This is a genomic window from Methylobacterium sp. NMS14P (genome assembly GCF_028583545.1).
In the GTDB taxonomy this organism is placed as follows: Bacteria; Pseudomonadota; Alphaproteobacteria; order Rhizobiales; family Beijerinckiaceae; genus Methylobacterium.
Genome location: NZ_CP087106.1, coordinates 5,669,981 through 5,686,530 on the forward strand (window position 1 = coordinate 5,669,981; position 16,550 = coordinate 5,686,530).

The following is a 16,550-nucleotide window of genomic DNA, read 5'->3' on the forward strand; positions in this document are numbered from 1 at the left end:
GAGCGATCATCGCGGAGGACAAGATGCCAGATCTCGCAGAGGTGGAGCTCTACTGCGCGGAAGCCCGGGACATCCTCGCTCACGCGGAGGACATCGTTCACGACCTGGGCCAGAGAGGTGCCTGCGAGGGGCACCGCATGATGGCGAACCAGGGCCTCGCGGCGCTGCGGAACCTCGACCGCATCATCGAGCGCCACCGCAGGCGCCTGACGTTCCAGGCCCTGCCCAACGCGGTCGGCCCGCCCGCGACTCCACCCCCGCCGCAGAAGCGGAACTGGCTGGTCTTCCTCCGGCAGCGCGGTGGGCACGCGGGCCATGGCATCGAGGCGCACTCCTAGGGCCATCTCGCCTAGGCGCATCTTGGTTGGGCGTCCGATCCTGCGCGCTCCGGCCGTCGCGCTCGCGATCGGACGGGTCTCGCGCGGCGGGCCCTGTCGCGCGAGGCAGGGAGATCCTCGGGTTCCGGCGGCGCAGTGGTGCGCCGGCCTGTCGAGAGCCCTGCTGATCTGGGTCGTGCTGATCGTGCTGGAGGCGGCCATTCCGGCCACCGCCCGGCGAGCACCCCCGCCGCTGCACCAAGCGGCCGAGATCGAAGCCCTCGTCAACAGGGCAGCCGACATGCTGGAAACCGAGGGCGTGCGGGCGTTCGAGGCGTTCCGGCGCAGGGGAAGCGCCTGGCGATACGGGGACGTCTACCTGTTCGTCGTCGATCTGCGGGGGATCGTCCTCTTCAACGCCGCCCACCCGAACCGCGAGGGGCACGACCTGCTCCGCGAGCGCGACGCCGACGGGAAGCAGTTCCATCAGGACTTCATCGACGCCGTCACGCGGTTCGGGTCCGGCTGGGTCGACTACATGTTCCCGAAACCCGGCCAGTCGGCGCCGAGCGTGAAATGGAGCTACGTCTGCGCGACGCGCGTGGCGGGCGCGGAGGCGCTCGTCGGTGCCGGCGTCTACGTGGAGTAGCGCTGTCCGGATCGGGACGGCGCCGCACCCTAGGCCGTCCGCCGCGCCGCCAGCGCGAGGGCGAAGGCGAGACCGGCCAGGGTCAGCGCCGCCAGGACCCCCAGGGCCGGGGCGGCGGCGGAGAACCCCTCGCCGAGCGCGCTCTGGTACGCCTCGATCGCCCAGGCATTGGGGGTGAGCCATCCGGCCTGTTGCAGCCAGGGCGGCATCAGGAACCGCGGGACCATGGAGCCTCCGACGGCCGAGAGCAGCAGCACACCGAAAGTCGAGGCGAGATGCGCCTGCTGACGGGAGGCCGCGAGCGCGCAGGCCGCGAGCGCCAGACCGGCCGCCATCGCGGAGACCAGCAGGCAGGCGGCCAGGAAGGCCGGCCAGTGCGGCCCGATCTCGACGCCGTAGAGGAGGGCGGCGGCCAGGAAGATCAGACCGGCCTGAACGAGCCCCTGCAGCGTCAGGAAGGCGAACTTTCCGAGCACCACGACGGGCAATCCGCCCGGCCCGGCCATCAGCCGCTCGGTGAGGCCCGTCTCGCGCTCCTCGACCAGCGACATCGCGCCCTGCATGGCGGCGAAGAGGAGGAAAACGGCGGTGATCGCGCCGGCGTAGTAGCTCACCCGGGCATTGGCGGTCCCGGACGCGGTGCTGCGGCGTTCCACCAGGGAGGCGAAGCTGAACGGCTCTTTCTTGGCGCGCTGCTCCGCAAAGGCCTCGTCCAGGAAGCGGCGCTCGTCGGGCCCGATCTTGCCCGTGCGCTCGACGTCGGCGACGACCCGCGACAGGACCACGTCGGGCAACGCCTCGTTCAGGACCCGCTGCAGCTGGCCGAGGGCGATCGGCGTCGCCAGCGCCTTGGCGGGGTTCTCGACCAGCACCACCGGCTGATCCGCTGGGCCGGGCACCGCCTCCGCAGGCGCGGCGATCAGGTCCCCGCGCAGGACCAGCGCCACGTCGACCTCGCCGGCCCGCACCGCCTGCGCCACGGCGTCGATGTCGGTCGCGGGCAGCCGCGTCACGCGGAGCGAGGGATCGGCCGCGAGCGCGTCAGCGAGGCGCCCTGTCGCCGCAGTGTGGGCCAAGTCGGCCAGGCCGAGATGGATGCGGATTCGGTCGCCGATCGCTCCCGAGAAGATCGCCGCGAAGATCGAGAAGATCACGGTCGGCAGCACGAAGGCCATCACCAGCGCGGCCCGGTCGCGCAGGAGGGTCAGGAGCATCACGCGGAAGGCGGCGGCGATCATCCGGCGGCTCCGGCCCGGAGCGGGGTGGCCGCGGGATCCGTCAGCTCCCGCGGACGGAGGGCGTCGAGATAGAGCGTCTCCAGCCGCGGCGCCCGCACTCGGATCTCGGCTACCGGAACGTTCTGGGCGCGCAGGGCGCCCAGCAGGGCCGCGCCGTCGAGGCCGGACCGTTCGACCGACCGCCAGACGAGGCCCCCCGCCTCGGCGGGCACGAAGCCGGCGCGGCGCAGCACACCCTCGGCCGGCCCCGTCGCCGGACCGGCGAGACTCAGCTCGCGCTCGGGCGCGCCGGTGCGCAGCTGCGCGAGCAGGTCGGCGAGACGGCCGGCGCGCACGACGCGGCCCTGGGTCAGGAACGCCACCCGGGAGGCGAGGCGCTCCGCCTCGGCGAAATCGTGGGTGGCAATCAGGATCGCGGTGCCGGCGGCCTTCAGGCGGTCGAGCACCGCGTGGATCGCGGCCCGCGCAGCGAGGTCGACGCCGCTGGTCGGCTCGTCGAGCAGGACCAGTCGGGGTCGGTTCATCAGGCTCGCGGCGATGTTCACCCGGCGCCGGTACCCGCCCGACAGGACGCCGACCGGGCGTCCGGCCACGTCGCCGATGTCGGCCATGGTCAGGGCGGCCTCCACGGCCGCCCTCCGGTCGCGCCGGGAAACCCCCGCCAGCTGCCCGAACACGCCGAGATTCTCCGAGACGGTCAGCCGCGGGTAGAGGGCGATCTCTTGCGGCACCCATCCGATGGCGCGGCGGGCCTGTCCCGCGCGGTACGGGTCCGACCCGGCCACGCGCACCGATCCCGCACTCGGAGCGAGACGCCCCGCCACGAGGCGCATCAGCGAGGACTTGCCGGCTCCGTTCGGTCCGAGCAGCGCCAGAGTCTCGCCGGCTCCGAGGTCGAGATCGACCTGGTCCAGCACCCGTCGGCCGCGGAGGTCGAGGCCGACGCCCGCGATCCGGACGAGGGGATCGTCCATCGGGTCACCGGCTCGGCAGGGCACGGCCGAGGCGCACCCGCACGGCGGCGCCGGGCTCCCGGAGGGCGAAGGCCGCCTCGGCGAAATCGGGCCTCGCGCGCCGCCCGACAGCCCCCGAGAAGCCGTAGGGCTCCAGCGGCAGGCCGAGGCCGGTGCGGTCGAGGCGCCCGTTGCCGTTGGCATCCTGGTAGGCCGCCACCGCGTAGGTGCCCGGCGGGACATCCCGGAAGGTGAACCGGGCCCTGTCGGCGGTGGCCGGCGCGTCGTCGCCGCGCAGGCACGACGTCTCCGAGAGACCGCCCTGGCAGAGGGCGACGCGCACCCGGCCGCCGCCGGGCTCGATCCCGTCGACCTCGACCTGCACGGCGGCGGCCCAGGCCGGCACGGTCGCGGCGCAGAGCCAAGCGGTCAGGGCAACCGTCGCGCGGCCCGTCGGCCTCCGGAGCTGCCTCCGGTCGGTGGCCGCGCTCACGAGGCTTCGCCGGAGGTCGCCAGCGGGGCGGTGTCGGGGATGCCGGCCGAGGCGGCGGCGCGAGCGCCGGCGAGCTCCTCGATCAGCAGCCGGGCCGAGATGCGGGCGCCCTCGTAGATCACCGGCAAGCCGGAGCCCGGATGGGTGCCGCCGCCGACGATGTAGAGACCCGGTCCGAAGCGGTTGTGCGGCCGGAAATACAGCATCTGCATCAGGTCGTGGGCGAGGTTGAAGGTGGCGCCCTCGTGGACGGCGAAATCCTCCTCCCACTGGGTCGGATCGATGATCCGCTCGTACCGGATCCGGGACTCGAGATCGTCGATCCCGAGGAGCTTCAGACGCTCCAGGATCAGGGCCCGGTAGGTCTCCCGCATCGACGCCCAGTCGATCCCCGCCTTCAGGTTAGGCACCGGTACCAGTACGTAGAGGGCCGTGTGACCGGGCGGCGCCATGCCGCCATCCGTGTAGCCCGCGTGCTGCACGTACAGGGACGGCTGCATCGGCAGCGTGCCCTCGGTGATCTCGCGGATGTTCTTCTCGTAGCCGTCCGCCAGGAGGATCGTGTGGTGCCCGAGACTGTCGGGCATTTTCCCCTCGAGGCCGAGATACAGCATGAAGGTCGAGCAGGAGAGCCGGGCCTTCTGGATCTTGGCATCGCGCCAGCGCGGCCGGTGCCGCTCCGGAACGAGGGCGCGGACAACCTTCGCGAAATCGCCGTTGATCAGCACCGCGTCGGCGTTGAACGTCTCGCCGTCCGCCACCAGACCGCTGGCGCGCTTGCCGTCGAACAGCACACGCTCGACGGTGCTGTTGAGCCGGAGGTCGACGCCCATCCGGCCGGCCAGACCCGCCATCGCGTCGGAGACGGCGCCGCAGCCGCCCACCGGGTGATAGACCCCGTGCTCGTATTCGAGAAACGAAAGGATCGTGAACAGGCTCGGGCACCGGAACGGCGACATGCCGAGGTATTTGGTCTGGAACGAGAAGGCGAGGCGCACCCGCGGGTCGGCGAAGTGGCGCTTGAGGTCGCGGTCGACGCTCCGGCCCGGATGCAGGTAGGGCAGGGCGGCCAGCATCGCCGGGCTCGCCATGCTGCGCAGGGTGTGGAAGGCCTGCTCCAGGACCGGCTTGAAGTGGTTCAGCTTGGTCCGGTTCTCGGCGAAGAAGGCTTTGACGTTCTTGGCGTCGTCCGGCGCGAGGCGGGCGATCTCGCGCTCCAGGCGCTCCACGTCACCGGTGGCGCGGATCGTCCCCGAGATACCCTCCGCGCCCTCGAACACGAGGTGATACTGCGGGTCGAGCCGCTCGAGCTTGACGTGGTCCTCCAGCCGCTCCCCGCAGCTCGCGAAGATGTCGGCGAGAATCTGTGGATAGAGGAAGAAGGTCGGGCCGATATCGAACCGGTACCCGCCGGGCGCCTCGACCGTCTTCGTCCGACCCCCGACCTGCGCGTCCTTCTCGAAGAGGGTGACGTGAATCCCGGCGCGCGCGAGCAGCAGGGCGGCGGCCAGTCCGCCCGGCCCGGCCCCGACCACGGCCACCCGGCGTCCGGTCAGCGCCCGCAACCCATCCCCAGACTGAAGCAACGTCCTCGACTCCTCACAGAATCCCGACACCCCATGCGGCCAAGCTAGCTTCGCATCATCGCGCGGCAATTGCAGCCGTTTGTCGCGCGCAGAACGCTGTATACGATCATACCGTGGACACGCATCCGCAAGGTTTCCGAAGGCGGGACGCGCCGGCGAGGGAGCAACGGGGTGCGGGCCCCGCTGAACGGTGGATCGCGCAACCGAACCGCTCGGTGCGGCCTCACGCGTCGCCGAGGCGACCCTGTCCGCGGGCGATGGTGTAGAGGGCGATGCCCGCCGCGGTGGCGACGTTGAGCGAGTCGAAACCGGCGGCCATGGGGATCCGGATCGGCCGCGCCCTGGACAGCGTCGCCGCGTCGAGGCCGGGCCCCTCGGTGCCGAGGATCAGGAGCGCCCTCGGCGGGACGGCACGGGCGTCCAGGGTCTCGGACGCCCCCGGGCTGAAGGCCAGGGGCCGAAGGTCGAGGGTTTCGGCGAGCCGCAGCCAGTCCTGCCCGCCCGGGATCCGCGCGAAGGGCTGGATCATGGCGGCTCCGGCCGAGACGCGGATGCTCTTGCGGTACAGCGGGTCGCAGCTCGCCCCGTCGAGAAGCACGGCGTCGGCCCCGAAGGCCGCCGCGTTGCGGAAGGCGGCGCCGACATTGTCGTGATTGGTCAGGCCGGCCAAGCCGACCACCAGGGCGGGAGCGGGCGGTGGCGGCACGAGGGCGGCCGCGTCGGGCTCCGGCCCGCGCAGGCCGATCGCGAGGACGCCGCGGTGGATCGGGAAGCCCGTCACGGCACTCATCACCGCCTTCGAGGCGCTGTAGACCGGCGGCGGCTCCGGGCAGGCGGCCACGTCGGCGGCCAGGCCCGGCCAGCGCTCGGGCGCGACCAGGATCGATTCGGCGCGGAACCGGCTGCGGCGGCCGAGGAGCAGCCGCAGGGTCACCTCACCCTCGACGATGAAGCGCCCGGCGCGGCCCACGAGATCGCGCTCGCGCATCCGGGTGTAGGGCTCGAGGCGCGGGTCGTCCGGATCGGTGAGGGGCTCCGGGGCCGGGTTCACCTCAGCCCTGGGGCCGATCGGAGCGGCTCGCGAGCGGGTCGGCCTCGGCCTTGGTCGGCACCTTCACCAGTGCCTCGCCGTCGAGGACCGTCTCACCGCCCACCGAGCACCGGCAGGCCAGGCGCGCGCGCCGTCGCTCGGGCATGAGTTCGGCCACCGTCACGGTCACGTCGACGACGTCCCCGATCCGCACCGGGGCCCGGAAGTTCAGGGTCTGCGAGATGTAGACGGCGCCGGGGCCCGGCAGGCGCGTGCCGAGCACCGCCGAGATCAGCCCGGCCGTGTAGAGGCCGTGGGCGATGCGGGTGCCGAACGGCGTGCGCGCGGCGAAGTGCTCGGACAGGTGGATCGGGTTGCGGTCGCCGGTGATCTCGGCGAAGCCCACCACGTCCGACGAGGCGATGGTCTTCGACAGGGTCTCCGACAGGCCGACCTCGAGATCCTCGAAATAGAGCACGCGCAGTTCGGGCAGCATGACGCGGCAGACCTCCGGTTCCGGCCGGTCATTCGTCTCGTGTTGCCGGCTCCGGCAACGGCGTCGCACGATCGCGGCGCCGAATCCACCCGGACAAAGGCGTAACGGTCTCGAACTTTCTTGAGCCGCGGACAGGCTTTTCTCAACGGCCGCTCGACAGGGCCGCGCGCGTCGGCGAAGAGGCTCCCGTGATCGCCGATGATGCGCCCCGGCCCGCGCCGCCCGCCCTCCGCCCGGTCGTCGTCCGCGTGGCGGCGCTCAACCTCGGCTATTTCGGCATCGAGATCGCGGTGGCGCTCGCCATCGGCTCGGTGGCGCTGATCGCCGACAGCCTCGATTTCCTCGAGGACGCGGCGATCAACCTGCTGATCTTCGCGGGCCTCGGCTGGAGCGCGCGCAACCGCGCCCGACTCGGGACCGCCATGGCGGGGATCCTGCTCCTGCCGGCGCTGGCGGGGGCCTGGGCGGCCTACGGCAAGATCGCCGATTTCACCGCCCCCGCGGCACTGCCCCTGACCCTCGCGGGGCTCGGTGCGCTCGCCGTCAACCTCACCTGCGCGCTCATGCTCGCCCGGCACCGCTCCGGCTCGGGTAGCCTGACGCGGGCGGCCTACCTCTCGGCGCGCAACGACGCCGTCGCCAACCTGGCGATCATCGCCGCCGGTCTGGTGACGGCCCTCCACCCGTCCCCCTGGCCCGACCTCGTCGTGGCGGCCGGGATCGCGATCCTCAACGCCGACTCGGCCGCCGACATCCTCAAGGCAGCCGCGGCCGAGCGCAGAGCCGCGCGGTAGCGGTCCCGAGCGGCGACACGGCAGCGACCATCATGCGCATATTTCCCATCTCGGACCTGCACCTGGAGCGGCGCCGCCTCGACCTGATCGCGCCGCCCGCGGAACCGTTCGACCTGCTCGCCTGCCCGGGCGACCTTCACGAGGGGCATCCCGAGCGGGGGCTCGCGGCGCTGCTGCACCTCGCCCAGGGGCGGCCAGTCGTGCTGGTGCCGGGCAACCACGAGCGCTACGCGCCGACCGGGGACCGGCGGACCGCGCCGCAGCTTCTCGCCGCCCTCGAGGCCGAGGTCGGCCGACTCAACGGCCTCGGCGCGCGGATCCACCTGCTTCAGCACGCGCGGAGCTGCGTCATCCACGGCGTCCGCTTCGTCGGCACCACCCTGTGGAGCGACTGGGCCCTCGCCGGGCGCTGGCTCGCACCGGACGCGCCGAACCGGCCCGACGATCCGGTGGCCTACGCGGCGTCCCGCATGACCGACCCCGTGACGGGCTCGCGGGAATATCTCGGCTCGATCCGCAAGGCCGACGGCAGCCCCTGGCAGCCGGCGGACGCGATGGTGGAGCACCGGATCGAGCGGGCGGCCCTGCACGCGGCGCTCCGGACCCCGCACGACGGACCGACCGTGGTGGTGACCCATCACCCGGCGAGCCCGCTCGCGGCCGACCGCTTCCGGGACGCGGCCGGCGTCCCCTGGTGGGTGCCGGCCTTCTACGCCAGCACGGCCCTCGACGACCTCGCGGAGGCCGAGCGACCGGAGCTTTGGATCTCCGGGCATTTCCACGCCGGCCACGACTTGCGGATCGGCCGTTGCCGCTGGATCTCGAACCCGGTGGAGGGCACGACCTACCGCGGCGACTTCGTCGTCGAAGTCGAGGGCCAGTGATCTAGTCCGGCCGCAAAGAGGTCGATCTGTCGACGCTGTGCGATCGCGCACAGCTTGGCCGTAACGGCGGGATGCCGTCGGAGTGAACGCTCGTCAAACCCTGATCGGCCCCGAATGACGGGGCCCAGGTTCGGGGTTCTCATGGCCGGATTTAGCCTGACGTCACGTTGGGTCGCGGCGGCGGCTCTTGCCGTCTCGGCCGCGCTCGCCGCCGCGTCGACGGCGACGACCGCTCGGGCAGCGTCCGCGGCGCAGCCGGGACAGACGGTCGGCCTGCCGGTGGGCGACCAGCTGCCGGTCGGCCTGTACTTCGTGAACCTGTCGAGCTTCGGCGTGCGCGGCACCCTCCCGCGGGACTCGTCGACCAACGTCAACCTGCCGACCTTCGCGTGGGCGACGCCCTGGGATGTCGCGGGGGCGCGCCTGCAGTTCTTCTTCACCCAGCCGATCGCGGCGGCGAGCAGCCAGGGGGCGCCCTATCAGAGCGGCGTCGGGCAGCAGCTGCTGGCGGCCCAGCTCGCCTGGGACCTCGGCGGCGATGTCGGCTTCAGCTACCTGTTCGGCGGCTACTTGCCGATTCAGACCCGGTTCCTGACGCAGTCAGCCTCGCTGACCCACCGCTTCGCGCTGAGCTACACCGGCCAGGGCTGGAACCTCACGGCGAACCTGCTCTACGGCGTCTTCCTCGACACGCGCTCGCCCAGCGGCACCCTCTACCCGGACTACATGAACCTCGACCTGACCATGACGAAGAAATTCGGCTCCTGGCAGATCGGCGCGGTGGCCTTCGGGTCGACGGACCTTCCCACCGGGGTGGCGAGCTACCGTCCGCAGGGCCAGATCGCGGTGGGCGGGCTCGTCGGCTACAATTTCGGGCCCGTGAACCTGCAGGCCTACCTCACCCACGACGTGGTCGAGCGCGATTACGGCGGCCGCGAGGTCCGCGGCTGGCTGCGCGCGATCGTGCCGCTGTACCAAGACAAGAACGAGGTCGAGCCGGGCCGCACCCTCGTGACGCGGCGGCAGGCCGAGTAGCCGCCCGTTCAGGCACCGGCTCGTTTCCCCGCGTCCGGGCAGGGGCCGCGCGTGGGACTCGCCGATGCGCCGAAGCCTTGCGGGGACGGCGGTTCTGGGTTCCGGGCTCGCCCGCGGCGCTCCGGAATGACGGCCGGGTTCAGGGACACGAGCCGTCGACGCGGGGGATGAACTGTCCTCCGCGTGATGCCCCGGGCGCTTGCGGGCGTGAACCGACCGCCGGTCCCGCCCCGCCCGGATCGGGCCTGCCCGATGAGCAGGCCCGGTACCGGCGTCGCGCAGAGCCTCAGCCGTGCACCAGCACGTTGCGGAACTGCCAGGGATCGCTGGTGTCGATGTCCTCCGGGAACAGGCCCGGGCGGTCGGTGAGCGGCGTCCAGTCCGTGTACACGCCCACGACCGGGCCGAGATACGGGGTCTGGACCTCCAGGCAGCGGCGGAAGTCCATCTCGTCGGCCTCGACGATGCCGGCCTCCGGGTTCTCCAGGGCCCAGACCATGCCGGCGAGCACCGCCGAGGTCACCTGCAGGCCGGTGGCGTTCTGGTAGGGGGCGACCCGGCGGGTCTCCTCGATGGAGAGCTGCGAGCCGTACCAGTAGGCGTTCTTCGTGTGGCCGTAGACGAGCACGCCGAGCTCGTCGATGCCGTCGACGATCTCGGTCTCGTCGAGGATGTGGTGCTGCTCCTGCACCTGGGCCGCCTTGCCGAACATCTCGTGGAGCGACAGCACGGCGTCGTCGGCCGGGTGGTAGGCGTAGTGGCAGGTGGGCCGGAAGACAGGCTTATCGCCCTCGCGCACCGTGTAGTAGTCGGCGATCGAGATCGCCTCGTTGTGGGTCACGAGGAAGCCGAACTGCGAGCCGGCGGTCGGCACCCAGGTGCGCACCCGCGTGTCGGCGCCCGGCTGAAGCAGGTAGATGGCGCAGCGCGAACCCTTCTCCTGCCCGTGGGCGTTGGCGGGCTTCCAGGTCTCGTGCGTGCCCCAGCCCAGCTCGGCCGGCTGGTTGCCCTCGGAGACGAAGCCCTCGACCGACCACGTGTTGACGAACACGCCCCGCGGCTTCGGGGTCTTGGCGCGCTGCGTGTCCCGCTCGGCGATGTGGACGCCCTTCACGCCCAGATCTTTCATCAGGGCGGCCCACTCGGCCTTGGTCTTCGGCTCAGGCCGCTGCAGGCCGGTGTCCTGGGCGATGTTCAGGAGCGCCTGCTTGACGAACCACGAGACCATGCCGGGATTGGCGCCGCAGCACGACACCGCCGTGGTGCCGCCAGGCTTCTGCGCGCGGGCGTCGAGGATGTTCTCGCGGAGCGCGTAGTTGGTGCGGTCGCCCTGGCTCTTGGTCTTGTCGAAGTAGAAGCCCGGCCAGGGCTCGGCCACCGTGTCGATGTAGAGGGCGCCGAGCTCACGGCAGAGTTCCATGATCGCCCGCGAGGAGGTATCGACCGACAGGTTCACGCAGAAGCCTTGGCCGCCACCCTCGGTGAGGAGCGGGGTGAGCACGTCGCGGTAATTCTCGGGCGTCAGGGCCACCTTCTCGAACCGCAGGCCGTGCTTCTCGGCGAGGGGCCGATGCGTGTCGACCGGGTCGATCACGGTGAAGCGGGCGCGATCGTACTCGAAGTGGCGTTCGATGAGCGGCAGGGTGCCGCGGCCGATCGAGCCGAAGCCGATCATCACGATGGGGCCGGTGATGCGGCCATGGATCGGGTGATGGGTCGGCTGGTCGGTCATGCGGGATATCCTCGTCTGGCGGACGCCGGGCGCGTCCACTCATCTGGCTCGCGGGCGGGTTATGGCGCGCGTGTGACAGTGCAGCGACAGGCCCGCGCCGCCGGAGCGGTGCCGGTGCGGTCCAGGGTCCGAGTCGCCGGAAACGCGCTCAATGGCGGCTTGCCCGTCGCCGGTCAACCGCGCCCGCTCAACGCTTCGTTAACGCGGCCCTACCCGAAAGCAACCCGAACCATGATATCGATGCATGCGTCCTCCACCATCTGCTCAGTGGCAGGCTCGGGGTGCAGGTCTCATATTGCGGTGCAGCAAGGTCGCGCAGAGGGCCGCAGGAACTGGGGAACTCTGAAACGCCCGGCACCTCGCATCTGGAGTCCGCCATGCTCGCGCTCATCACATCCCGGATCCCCGGCCCGGCCATCGAGACCGCCGATCGCGATCCCGGCTTCCTGACCCTCGTCTTCGCGGTCGCCCGCACGCTGCGCAGCGGCGCGGAGAGCGCCTTCGCGCGCCGCTGCGCGCTCGCCCGTTCCATCGGCGGTCCGAACCCTCTCTGAGAAGCGCGCAACCCACCGGCGCTGCCCCTGGCGATTGCGTCGTCCCGGCTTGAGCATTAGGCGGCACTGCCGCCCAATGGCTCTCCGGGGGATCGTGATTCCATGCCGACACTTCGTGCGCTCCTGCGTCTCAGCCTGATCGCGACGTCGCTCACGGCGGTCCCGATCGTGGCGGCGCGCGCGCAGGATGCCGAGCCCGAGGCCGCTCCGGCCGCCGAAGCGCCCGCGAAGCCCAAGCCGAAACCGCGGCCGAAGCCGGCTCCCCACAAGGCGGCCAAGCCCGCCGAAGCGGCGAAGCCCGATGAGGCCGCCCCGCCCGCGGCCGCGGCGACGCACGCCGCGTGGCCCACCGGCGCCAGCACCGTCAGCGAGAGCTACGGCGACTGGACGATGACCTGCACGCGCCCGAGCGACAAGGTCACCTGCATCGTGGCCCAGGCGCAGGGCGATTCGCGGACCGGCCGGCGCAAGTTCGGCTTCGAGCTGCAGACGCCCGCGAACGGCCGGGCCGAGGGGATCGTGCTGATGCCCTTCGGGCTCGCCATCGAGCCGGGCGTGACCTTCAAGCTCGACGAGCAGACCCTCGGCAAGGGCGCGCCCTACACGACCTGCAGCGCCGAGGGCTGCATCGTGGCGATCAGCTTCCCGACGCTCGCCCTCGACGGCATGCGCACCGCCAAGGCCCTCACGGTGACCGGCGAGAAGGCGGGCGGCACCGATCCTGCCACCGTCACGGTGCCGCTGACAGGCTTCTCGCAGGCCTTCGACCGGGCCGTCGCCCTGAGCGGCTGAGCCGCGCCGCGGCCCGCGGCCTTTTCCGGTTACGGTTAAGCCAGCGTTAGCCGCGGTCGATCAGGATCCCGCCGAGATGTGGCGCCGCGCGCCGCGGCCCCTCGGGTGCCGCGCGCCGGGTTCGGATCGGCGAGGCGATGGGATCGGTGGGCGGGCGACCCCGGGTCGGTCGAGGACGTGGCGCGCGGCTGCTGACCGCGTCGCTGGCGCTGCTCGCCCTTCTGGCGGGGCTCGCTCCGGCGCTGGCCGCGCGGCTCGTCAGCATGAAGGGCAGCGAGACCGGAACCGGGGCCGGTGGCTACGGCCGGATCGTGCTCACCTTCGACAAGCCGGTCACGGTCAAGGCGAAGCTCGCTGGCGGCGTGCTGCTCGTGAGCTACGGCGAGCGGGTCGCGCCCGGGCCCGAGCATCTCGCGGACGAGATGCCGGCCTTCATCGCCAGCGTCCGGCGCGATCCCGACGGCACGGGTCTCCGCCTCGCCCTGCAGCGTCCTTTCCGGGTCAACGTCCAGTCGGCCGGCGAGCGCGTGTTCGTGGACCTGCTTCCGGAAGGTTGGTCCGGCCTCGTGCCCCCGCTGCCGCCCGAGGTGGTTGCCGAGCTCGCCCGCCGGGCCCGGGTGGCCGAGGAGGCGCTGAAGGCGCGCATGCCGGAGCCGGTGCGTCGGACCCTGCCGCTCGAGCTGGCGCTGCTTCCGACCCTGACGCGGCTGTCGCTGCGCCTCCCCGCGGAGGCCGTCTCCACGGTGACCGCCGAGGGGCCCGCGACGCGCGTGCGGGTGATCGGCGCCTGGACCATCGATCCGAGCGGCACCCGCGGCCGTCCGCGCCCCGGAATCGCCAAGCTGGCGACGGAGACCGACGCGAACTCGGCGAGCCTCCTGATCACGCCCGAGGACGGGTTCACGATCGGCACCGAGCGCGAGGACGGCGCCATGTTGGTGGACGTGGTCCGCCGCAAGCCGCTGGAGCCGGCCACGGTTGCCGTCGACGTGCCGAGTCCCGCCGCGAAGCCGGCCCCGTCGCCGCCGGTCGCGCCGCGCCCGGCGCCGGCCACCGCCTCGGCGCCTGCGGTCACGTCTCGCCCGCCCGAGCCGCCGCCGACGCGCCGGGCCGGCGGCGGCCTGCTGTTCGCGTTCCAGACCCTCCCGCCGGCCGTCCTGTTCGAGCGCGGCGGCATCGCGACGCTGGCCTTCGAGACCGCCGAGCCGGTGGTCGTCCCGCCGTCGAGCCAGGGCCTCGCGCCGATGGGCGCGCCCACCCGGACGGGTCCGCTCACGGTCGTGCGGTTCCCGGTCCCGCCCGGCCGCCTCGTCGATCTCAACGCCGTCACCACCGGGACCGGCGTGGCCTGGGAGCTCTCGGCGGGCGATACCCTGAGTCCGAGCGACACGATCGACCCCGTCCGCAAGCCCGACCCGTCCGGCCGCATCGCCGTCACCCTGACGCTGCCGCATCCCGGGTCGACGACGTGGCTCGCCCTCGACGACGAGCGGATCGCGGTGGTCACGTCGGCCGCGCAGCGCCCTGTCGGCAATCCCAAGAACCGTCGCTTCGTCGATTTCGAGATCCTGCCGAGCCGGCACGGACTCGCGGTGCTCGCCGGCGCCGACGACCTGGCGGTGCGGCCCGAATTCGAGGGCGTCTCGATCGGTCGCGAGGGCGGCCTCGCCGCCTCGATGGCGGCGCGCAAGCCGGACGCGGTGCTCACCGACGCGGGGACCCTCGCGATCGCGCGGGAGCCCTGGGAGCGGGCCCGGATGGGGAATGCGCGCGAGACCCTGCGTGGCCTCTTCGACGCGGCTGTGGCGGCGCCGCCGTCGGAGCGCGGGCCGGCTCGCCTCGCGCTGGCACGCGCGGATCTCGCCAACGGCCTCGACTACGAGGGCCTGACCGCACTCGAGATCGCGGCCGCCGACGATCCGCTCCTGGCCACGCAGCGCGAGACCGCCGTCCTGCGAGGCATCGCCCTGGTGCGGATGGGCCGGAACGCCGAGGCGCTGAAGGCCCTCAGCGTCCCGCTCCTGATCGACGATCGCGAGGCCGCTCTGTGGCGGGCGATGGCCTCGGCCGGGGCGGGCGACTGGAAGACGGCGGAGGCGGGCTTTCTCAAGGTGCTGCCGCTGGCCAACGGCTATCCCGCGGACGTCACGCAGCTGATCCAGGCCCGCGCCGCCGAATCGGCGATCGAGAACGGCGATGCCGAGACCGCCGCCGCGCGCGCCGAGGCGGAGCGCGCCCTGCCGCCCTGGATCCGTGACCGGCTGGCCCTGGTTCGCGCCCGCGTGGCCGAGGCCACCGGCCAGACCGAGGCGGCCCTGGACGCCTATGCCCGGCTCGACGATTCGGCCGTGCGCCCGGTCTCGGTCGAGGCCGCCCTGCGAGGCGCGCTCCTGGCTCAGGCCTCCGGCAAGCTGGCGCCGGACGCCGCCATCGAGAAGCTGGAGCGGCTCGGCCTGACCTGGCACGGCGGCCCGACCGAGGATGGCATCACCGCCGGTCTCGCCCGCCTCTATCTCGCCGCCGGCCGGTGGCGGGACGCCTTCACGGCGGTGCGCCGGGCCAACGTCGCCGCGCCCAACGCCCCCGGGACGGCGGCCCTGACGCGGGAAGCGCAGACGGCCTTCGAGGACCTCTACCTCACCGACAAGGGCAACAAGCTGCCCGGGGTCGAGGCCGTGGCACTCTTCTTCGATTTCCGCGAGCTGAGCCCGATCGGGCGGCGCGGCGACGAGGTGGTGCGCCGGCTGGCCGACCGCCTCGTGACCCTCGACCTGCTCGATCCGGCCGCCGACCTGCTGCAGTACCAGATCGACAATCGCCTCACCGGCCCGGCGCGATCTGCGGTGGCGGCGCGGCTCGCGACCGTCCGTTTGATGGACGACAAGCCGATGGAGGCCCTGAAGGTCCTCGACGCCACCGAGCTGCCCGAGCTTCCGGGCGAGCTCAAGCGCGCCCGCGGGCTGGTCCGCGCCAGGGCCCTGTCGGACCTGACCCGCACCGACCTCGCGCTGGAAACGATCGAGGACGAGAGCGGCCCGGATATCGAGCGTCTGCGCGCCGACATCTACTGGGGCGCGCGCCGCTGGCGCGAGGCCGGGGAGGCCCACGAGGCGCTGCTCGGCGATTCGTGGCAGTCCGGCCAGCCGCTGGACGATCAGGCGCGCGCCGACGTCGTGCGCGCCGCGATCGCCTACGATCTCGCGCACGAGGCCATGGGCCTGGAGCGGCTCAAAGCGAAATTCTCGGAGGGGATGGCGGCGAGCCCGGACGCCCGCACCTTCGCGCTGCTGACCGGCACCGACCCGACGCGGGCACCGGGCTTCCGGGACATCGCGGCGCGCGCCACGAAGGTCCAGACGCTGTCGGCCTTCCTCGCCGAGTATCGCAAGCGGTATCCGGATGCCGCCGCGCCCGATCGCGGCCGTCCCGAGGCGCCGGCCGGTGGCGCGCAGGGGGGGCAGCAGCAGAGCAGCGCCGAGACACCCGGCGCGCCGCCCGGGTGAGCGCGGCGGTCATCATCGACCCGGACGCGTTCCTGGAGACCGAGAGCGGCCGCGTCTGGACGCCCGAACGGAACGCCGAGGCGTGGCGGCTGGCCCTCGCGGCGCTGCGCGCGGCGCTCGCCGCGGACTCGGCCGAGCGGCTCGTGGTCGTGTGCGGCCTGCAGGGGGCCGGCAAGTCCACCTGGATCGCCCGGCAGCCGCCGCAGGTCGGCCGCGTCTACCTCGACGCCGCCTTGCCCGGCCGGCGGCACCGCGCCCCGATCCTCGCCATCGCGCGAGCCTGCGGCGTCGCCGCGGAGGCGGTCTGGATTCGCGCGCCGCTCGCGGTCGCCCTCGAGCGGAACCGGCGGCGCACCGCCGACCGGCAGGTTCCCGAGGCGAGCATCCGCTCCGTCGACCGTCTGTTCGAGCCGCCGTCGCGCGCGGAGGGCTTCGCGGCGGTCCGGATCGTCGACGCGACCTCCCTCGCCGGCTGACGGCCCGGGACGGCCGCC

The 16,550-nt window shown here is 72.7% G+C and carries 16 protein-coding genes; 9 read left to right on the forward strand and 7 right to left on the reverse strand.

Annotated features, from left to right (window positions below; all coding sequences use genetic code 11):
* The first annotated feature begins 23 nt into the window (after positions 1-23).
* Positions 24-338, forward strand: a complete 315-nt coding sequence (locus tag LOK46_RS27050; protein WP_273561409.1) for a hypothetical protein — start codon at positions 24-26, stop codon at positions 336-338.
* Positions 339-513: 175 nt separating this feature from the next.
* Positions 514-966 (forward strand): cache domain-containing protein, encoded by a 453-nt coding sequence (locus LOK46_RS27055; RefSeq protein WP_273561410.1) that lies wholly within the window; start codon positions 514-516, stop codon positions 964-966.
* Between the two features lie 29 nt (positions 967-995).
* On the opposite strand, the gene LOK46_RS27060 is transcribed toward LOK46_RS27055, so the two are convergent.
* The 6 genes from LOK46_RS27060 to croR form a co-directional block, all read right to left on the reverse strand.
* Complete coding sequence (locus LOK46_RS27060; RefSeq protein ID WP_273561411.1) at positions 996-2,204, reverse strand: ABC transporter permease; 1,209 nt, start codon at positions 2,202-2,204, stop codon at positions 996-998.
* Positions 2,201-3,178, reverse strand: coding sequence for an ABC transporter ATP-binding protein (locus LOK46_RS27065; protein WP_273561412.1), 978 nt, complete (start codon positions 3,176-3,178; stop codon positions 2,201-2,203). The genes LOK46_RS27060 and LOK46_RS27065 overlap by 4 nt, the downstream gene beginning before the upstream one ends.
* 4 nt (positions 3,179-3,182) lie before the next feature.
* Positions 3,183-3,650, reverse strand: coding sequence for a DUF2141 domain-containing protein (locus LOK46_RS27070; RefSeq protein ID WP_441008316.1), 468 nt, complete (start codon positions 3,648-3,650; stop codon positions 3,183-3,185).
* Complete coding sequence (crtI, locus tag LOK46_RS27075; RefSeq protein ID WP_273561413.1) at positions 3,647-5,236, reverse strand: phytoene desaturase family protein; 1,590 nt, start codon at positions 5,234-5,236, stop codon at positions 3,647-3,649. Before crtI ends, LOK46_RS27070 begins: the two co-directional genes overlap by 4 nt.
* Positions 5,237-5,459: 223 nt before the next feature.
* Positions 5,460-6,287: a TrmH family RNA methyltransferase gene (locus tag LOK46_RS27080; RefSeq protein WP_273561414.1), complete on the reverse strand. Its 828-nt coding sequence runs from the start codon at positions 6,285-6,287 to the stop codon at positions 5,460-5,462.
* A gap of 1 nt (position 6,288) precedes the next feature.
* On the reverse strand, positions 6,289-6,762 hold the full coding sequence (croR, locus tag LOK46_RS27085) for a 3-hydroxybutyryl-CoA dehydratase (protein ID WP_273561415.1): 474 nt from the start codon (positions 6,760-6,762) through the stop codon (positions 6,289-6,291).
* 188 nt (positions 6,763-6,950) lie between these two features.
* Between croR and LOK46_RS27090 the strand changes: the two genes are divergently transcribed.
* From LOK46_RS27090 to LOK46_RS27100, 3 genes are all read left to right on the forward strand, one after another.
* Positions 6,951-7,556 carry a cation transporter gene (locus LOK46_RS27090; protein WP_273561416.1) on the forward strand — a complete coding sequence of 202 codons (606 nt, stop codon included), beginning with the start codon at positions 6,951-6,953 and terminating at the stop codon, positions 7,554-7,556.
* Between the two features lie 32 nt (positions 7,557-7,588).
* Positions 7,589-8,440: a metallophosphoesterase gene (locus tag LOK46_RS27095; RefSeq protein ID WP_273561417.1), complete on the forward strand. Its 852-nt coding sequence runs from the start codon at positions 7,589-7,591 to the stop codon at positions 8,438-8,440.
* A gap of 141 nt (positions 8,441-8,581) precedes the next feature.
* Positions 8,582-9,475 (forward strand): transporter, encoded by an 894-nt coding sequence (locus tag LOK46_RS27100; RefSeq protein WP_273561418.1) that lies wholly within the window; start codon positions 8,582-8,584, stop codon positions 9,473-9,475.
* Between the two features lie 286 nt (positions 9,476-9,761).
* Here LOK46_RS27100 and LOK46_RS27105 read toward each other — a convergent pair whose 3' ends face one another.
* Complete coding sequence (locus LOK46_RS27105; RefSeq protein ID WP_273561419.1) at positions 9,762-11,207, reverse strand: homospermidine synthase; 1,446 nt, start codon at positions 11,205-11,207, stop codon at positions 9,762-9,764.
* A 377-nt stretch (positions 11,208-11,584) separates the two neighbouring features.
* On the opposite strand from LOK46_RS27105, the gene LOK46_RS27110 reads away from it, so the two are divergent.
* The 4 genes from LOK46_RS27110 (at position 11,585) to LOK46_RS27125 (ending at position 16,532) form a co-directional block, all read left to right on the forward strand.
* Complete coding sequence (locus LOK46_RS27110; RefSeq protein ID WP_273561420.1) at positions 11,585-11,761, forward strand: hypothetical protein; 177 nt, start codon at positions 11,585-11,587, stop codon at positions 11,759-11,761.
* Positions 11,762-11,863: 102 nt separating this feature from the next.
* Positions 11,864-12,553 carry an invasion associated locus B family protein gene (locus LOK46_RS27115; protein ID WP_273561421.1) on the forward strand — a complete coding sequence of 230 codons (690 nt, stop codon included), beginning with the start codon at positions 11,864-11,866 and terminating at the stop codon, positions 12,551-12,553.
* 137 nt (positions 12,554-12,690) lie between these two features.
* Positions 12,691-16,056: a hypothetical protein gene (locus LOK46_RS27120; protein WP_273561422.1), complete on the forward strand. Its 3,366-nt coding sequence runs from the start codon at positions 12,691-12,693 to the stop codon at positions 16,054-16,056.
* Entirely contained in the window at positions 16,053-16,532 is a 480-nt protein-coding gene (locus LOK46_RS27125) for an AAA family ATPase (RefSeq protein ID WP_273561423.1), read from the forward strand. The genes LOK46_RS27120 and LOK46_RS27125 overlap by 4 nt, the downstream gene beginning before the upstream one ends.
* Positions 16,533-16,550 lie beyond the last annotated feature (18 nt).

Bases quoted from the DNA above. Each gene is read 5' to 3' on its own strand.
- LOK46_RS27050 (WP_273561409.1), top strand. From the start codon at position 24: ATGCCAGATCTCGCAGAGGTGGAGCTCTACTGCGCGGAAGCCCGGGAC.
- LOK46_RS27060 (WP_273561411.1), bottom strand. From the start codon at position 2,204: ATGATCGCCGCCGCCTTCCGCGTGATGCTCCTGACCCTCCTGCGCGAC.
- LOK46_RS27065 (WP_273561412.1), bottom strand. From the start codon at position 3,178: ATGGACGATCCCCTCGTCCGGATCGCGGGCGTCGGCCTCGACCTCCGC.
- croR (WP_273561415.1), bottom strand. From the start codon at position 6,762: ATGCTGCCCGAACTGCGCGTGCTCTATTTCGAGGATCTCGAGGTCGGC.
- LOK46_RS27095 (WP_273561417.1), top strand. From the start codon at position 7,589: ATGCGCATATTTCCCATCTCGGACCTGCACCTGGAGCGGCGCCGCCTC.
- LOK46_RS27100 (WP_273561418.1), top strand. From the start codon at position 8,582: ATGGCCGGATTTAGCCTGACGTCACGTTGGGTCGCGGCGGCGGCTCTT.
- LOK46_RS27105 (WP_273561419.1), bottom strand. From the start codon at position 11,207: ATGACCGACCAGCCGACCCATCACCCGATCCATGGCCGCATCACCGGC.
- LOK46_RS27110 (WP_273561420.1), top strand. From the start codon at position 11,585: ATGCTCGCGCTCATCACATCCCGGATCCCCGGCCCGGCCATCGAGACC.
- LOK46_RS27115 (WP_273561421.1), top strand. From the start codon at position 11,864: ATGCCGACACTTCGTGCGCTCCTGCGTCTCAGCCTGATCGCGACGTCG.
- LOK46_RS27120 (WP_273561422.1), top strand. From the start codon at position 12,691: ATGGGATCGGTGGGCGGGCGACCCCGGGTCGGTCGAGGACGTGGCGCG.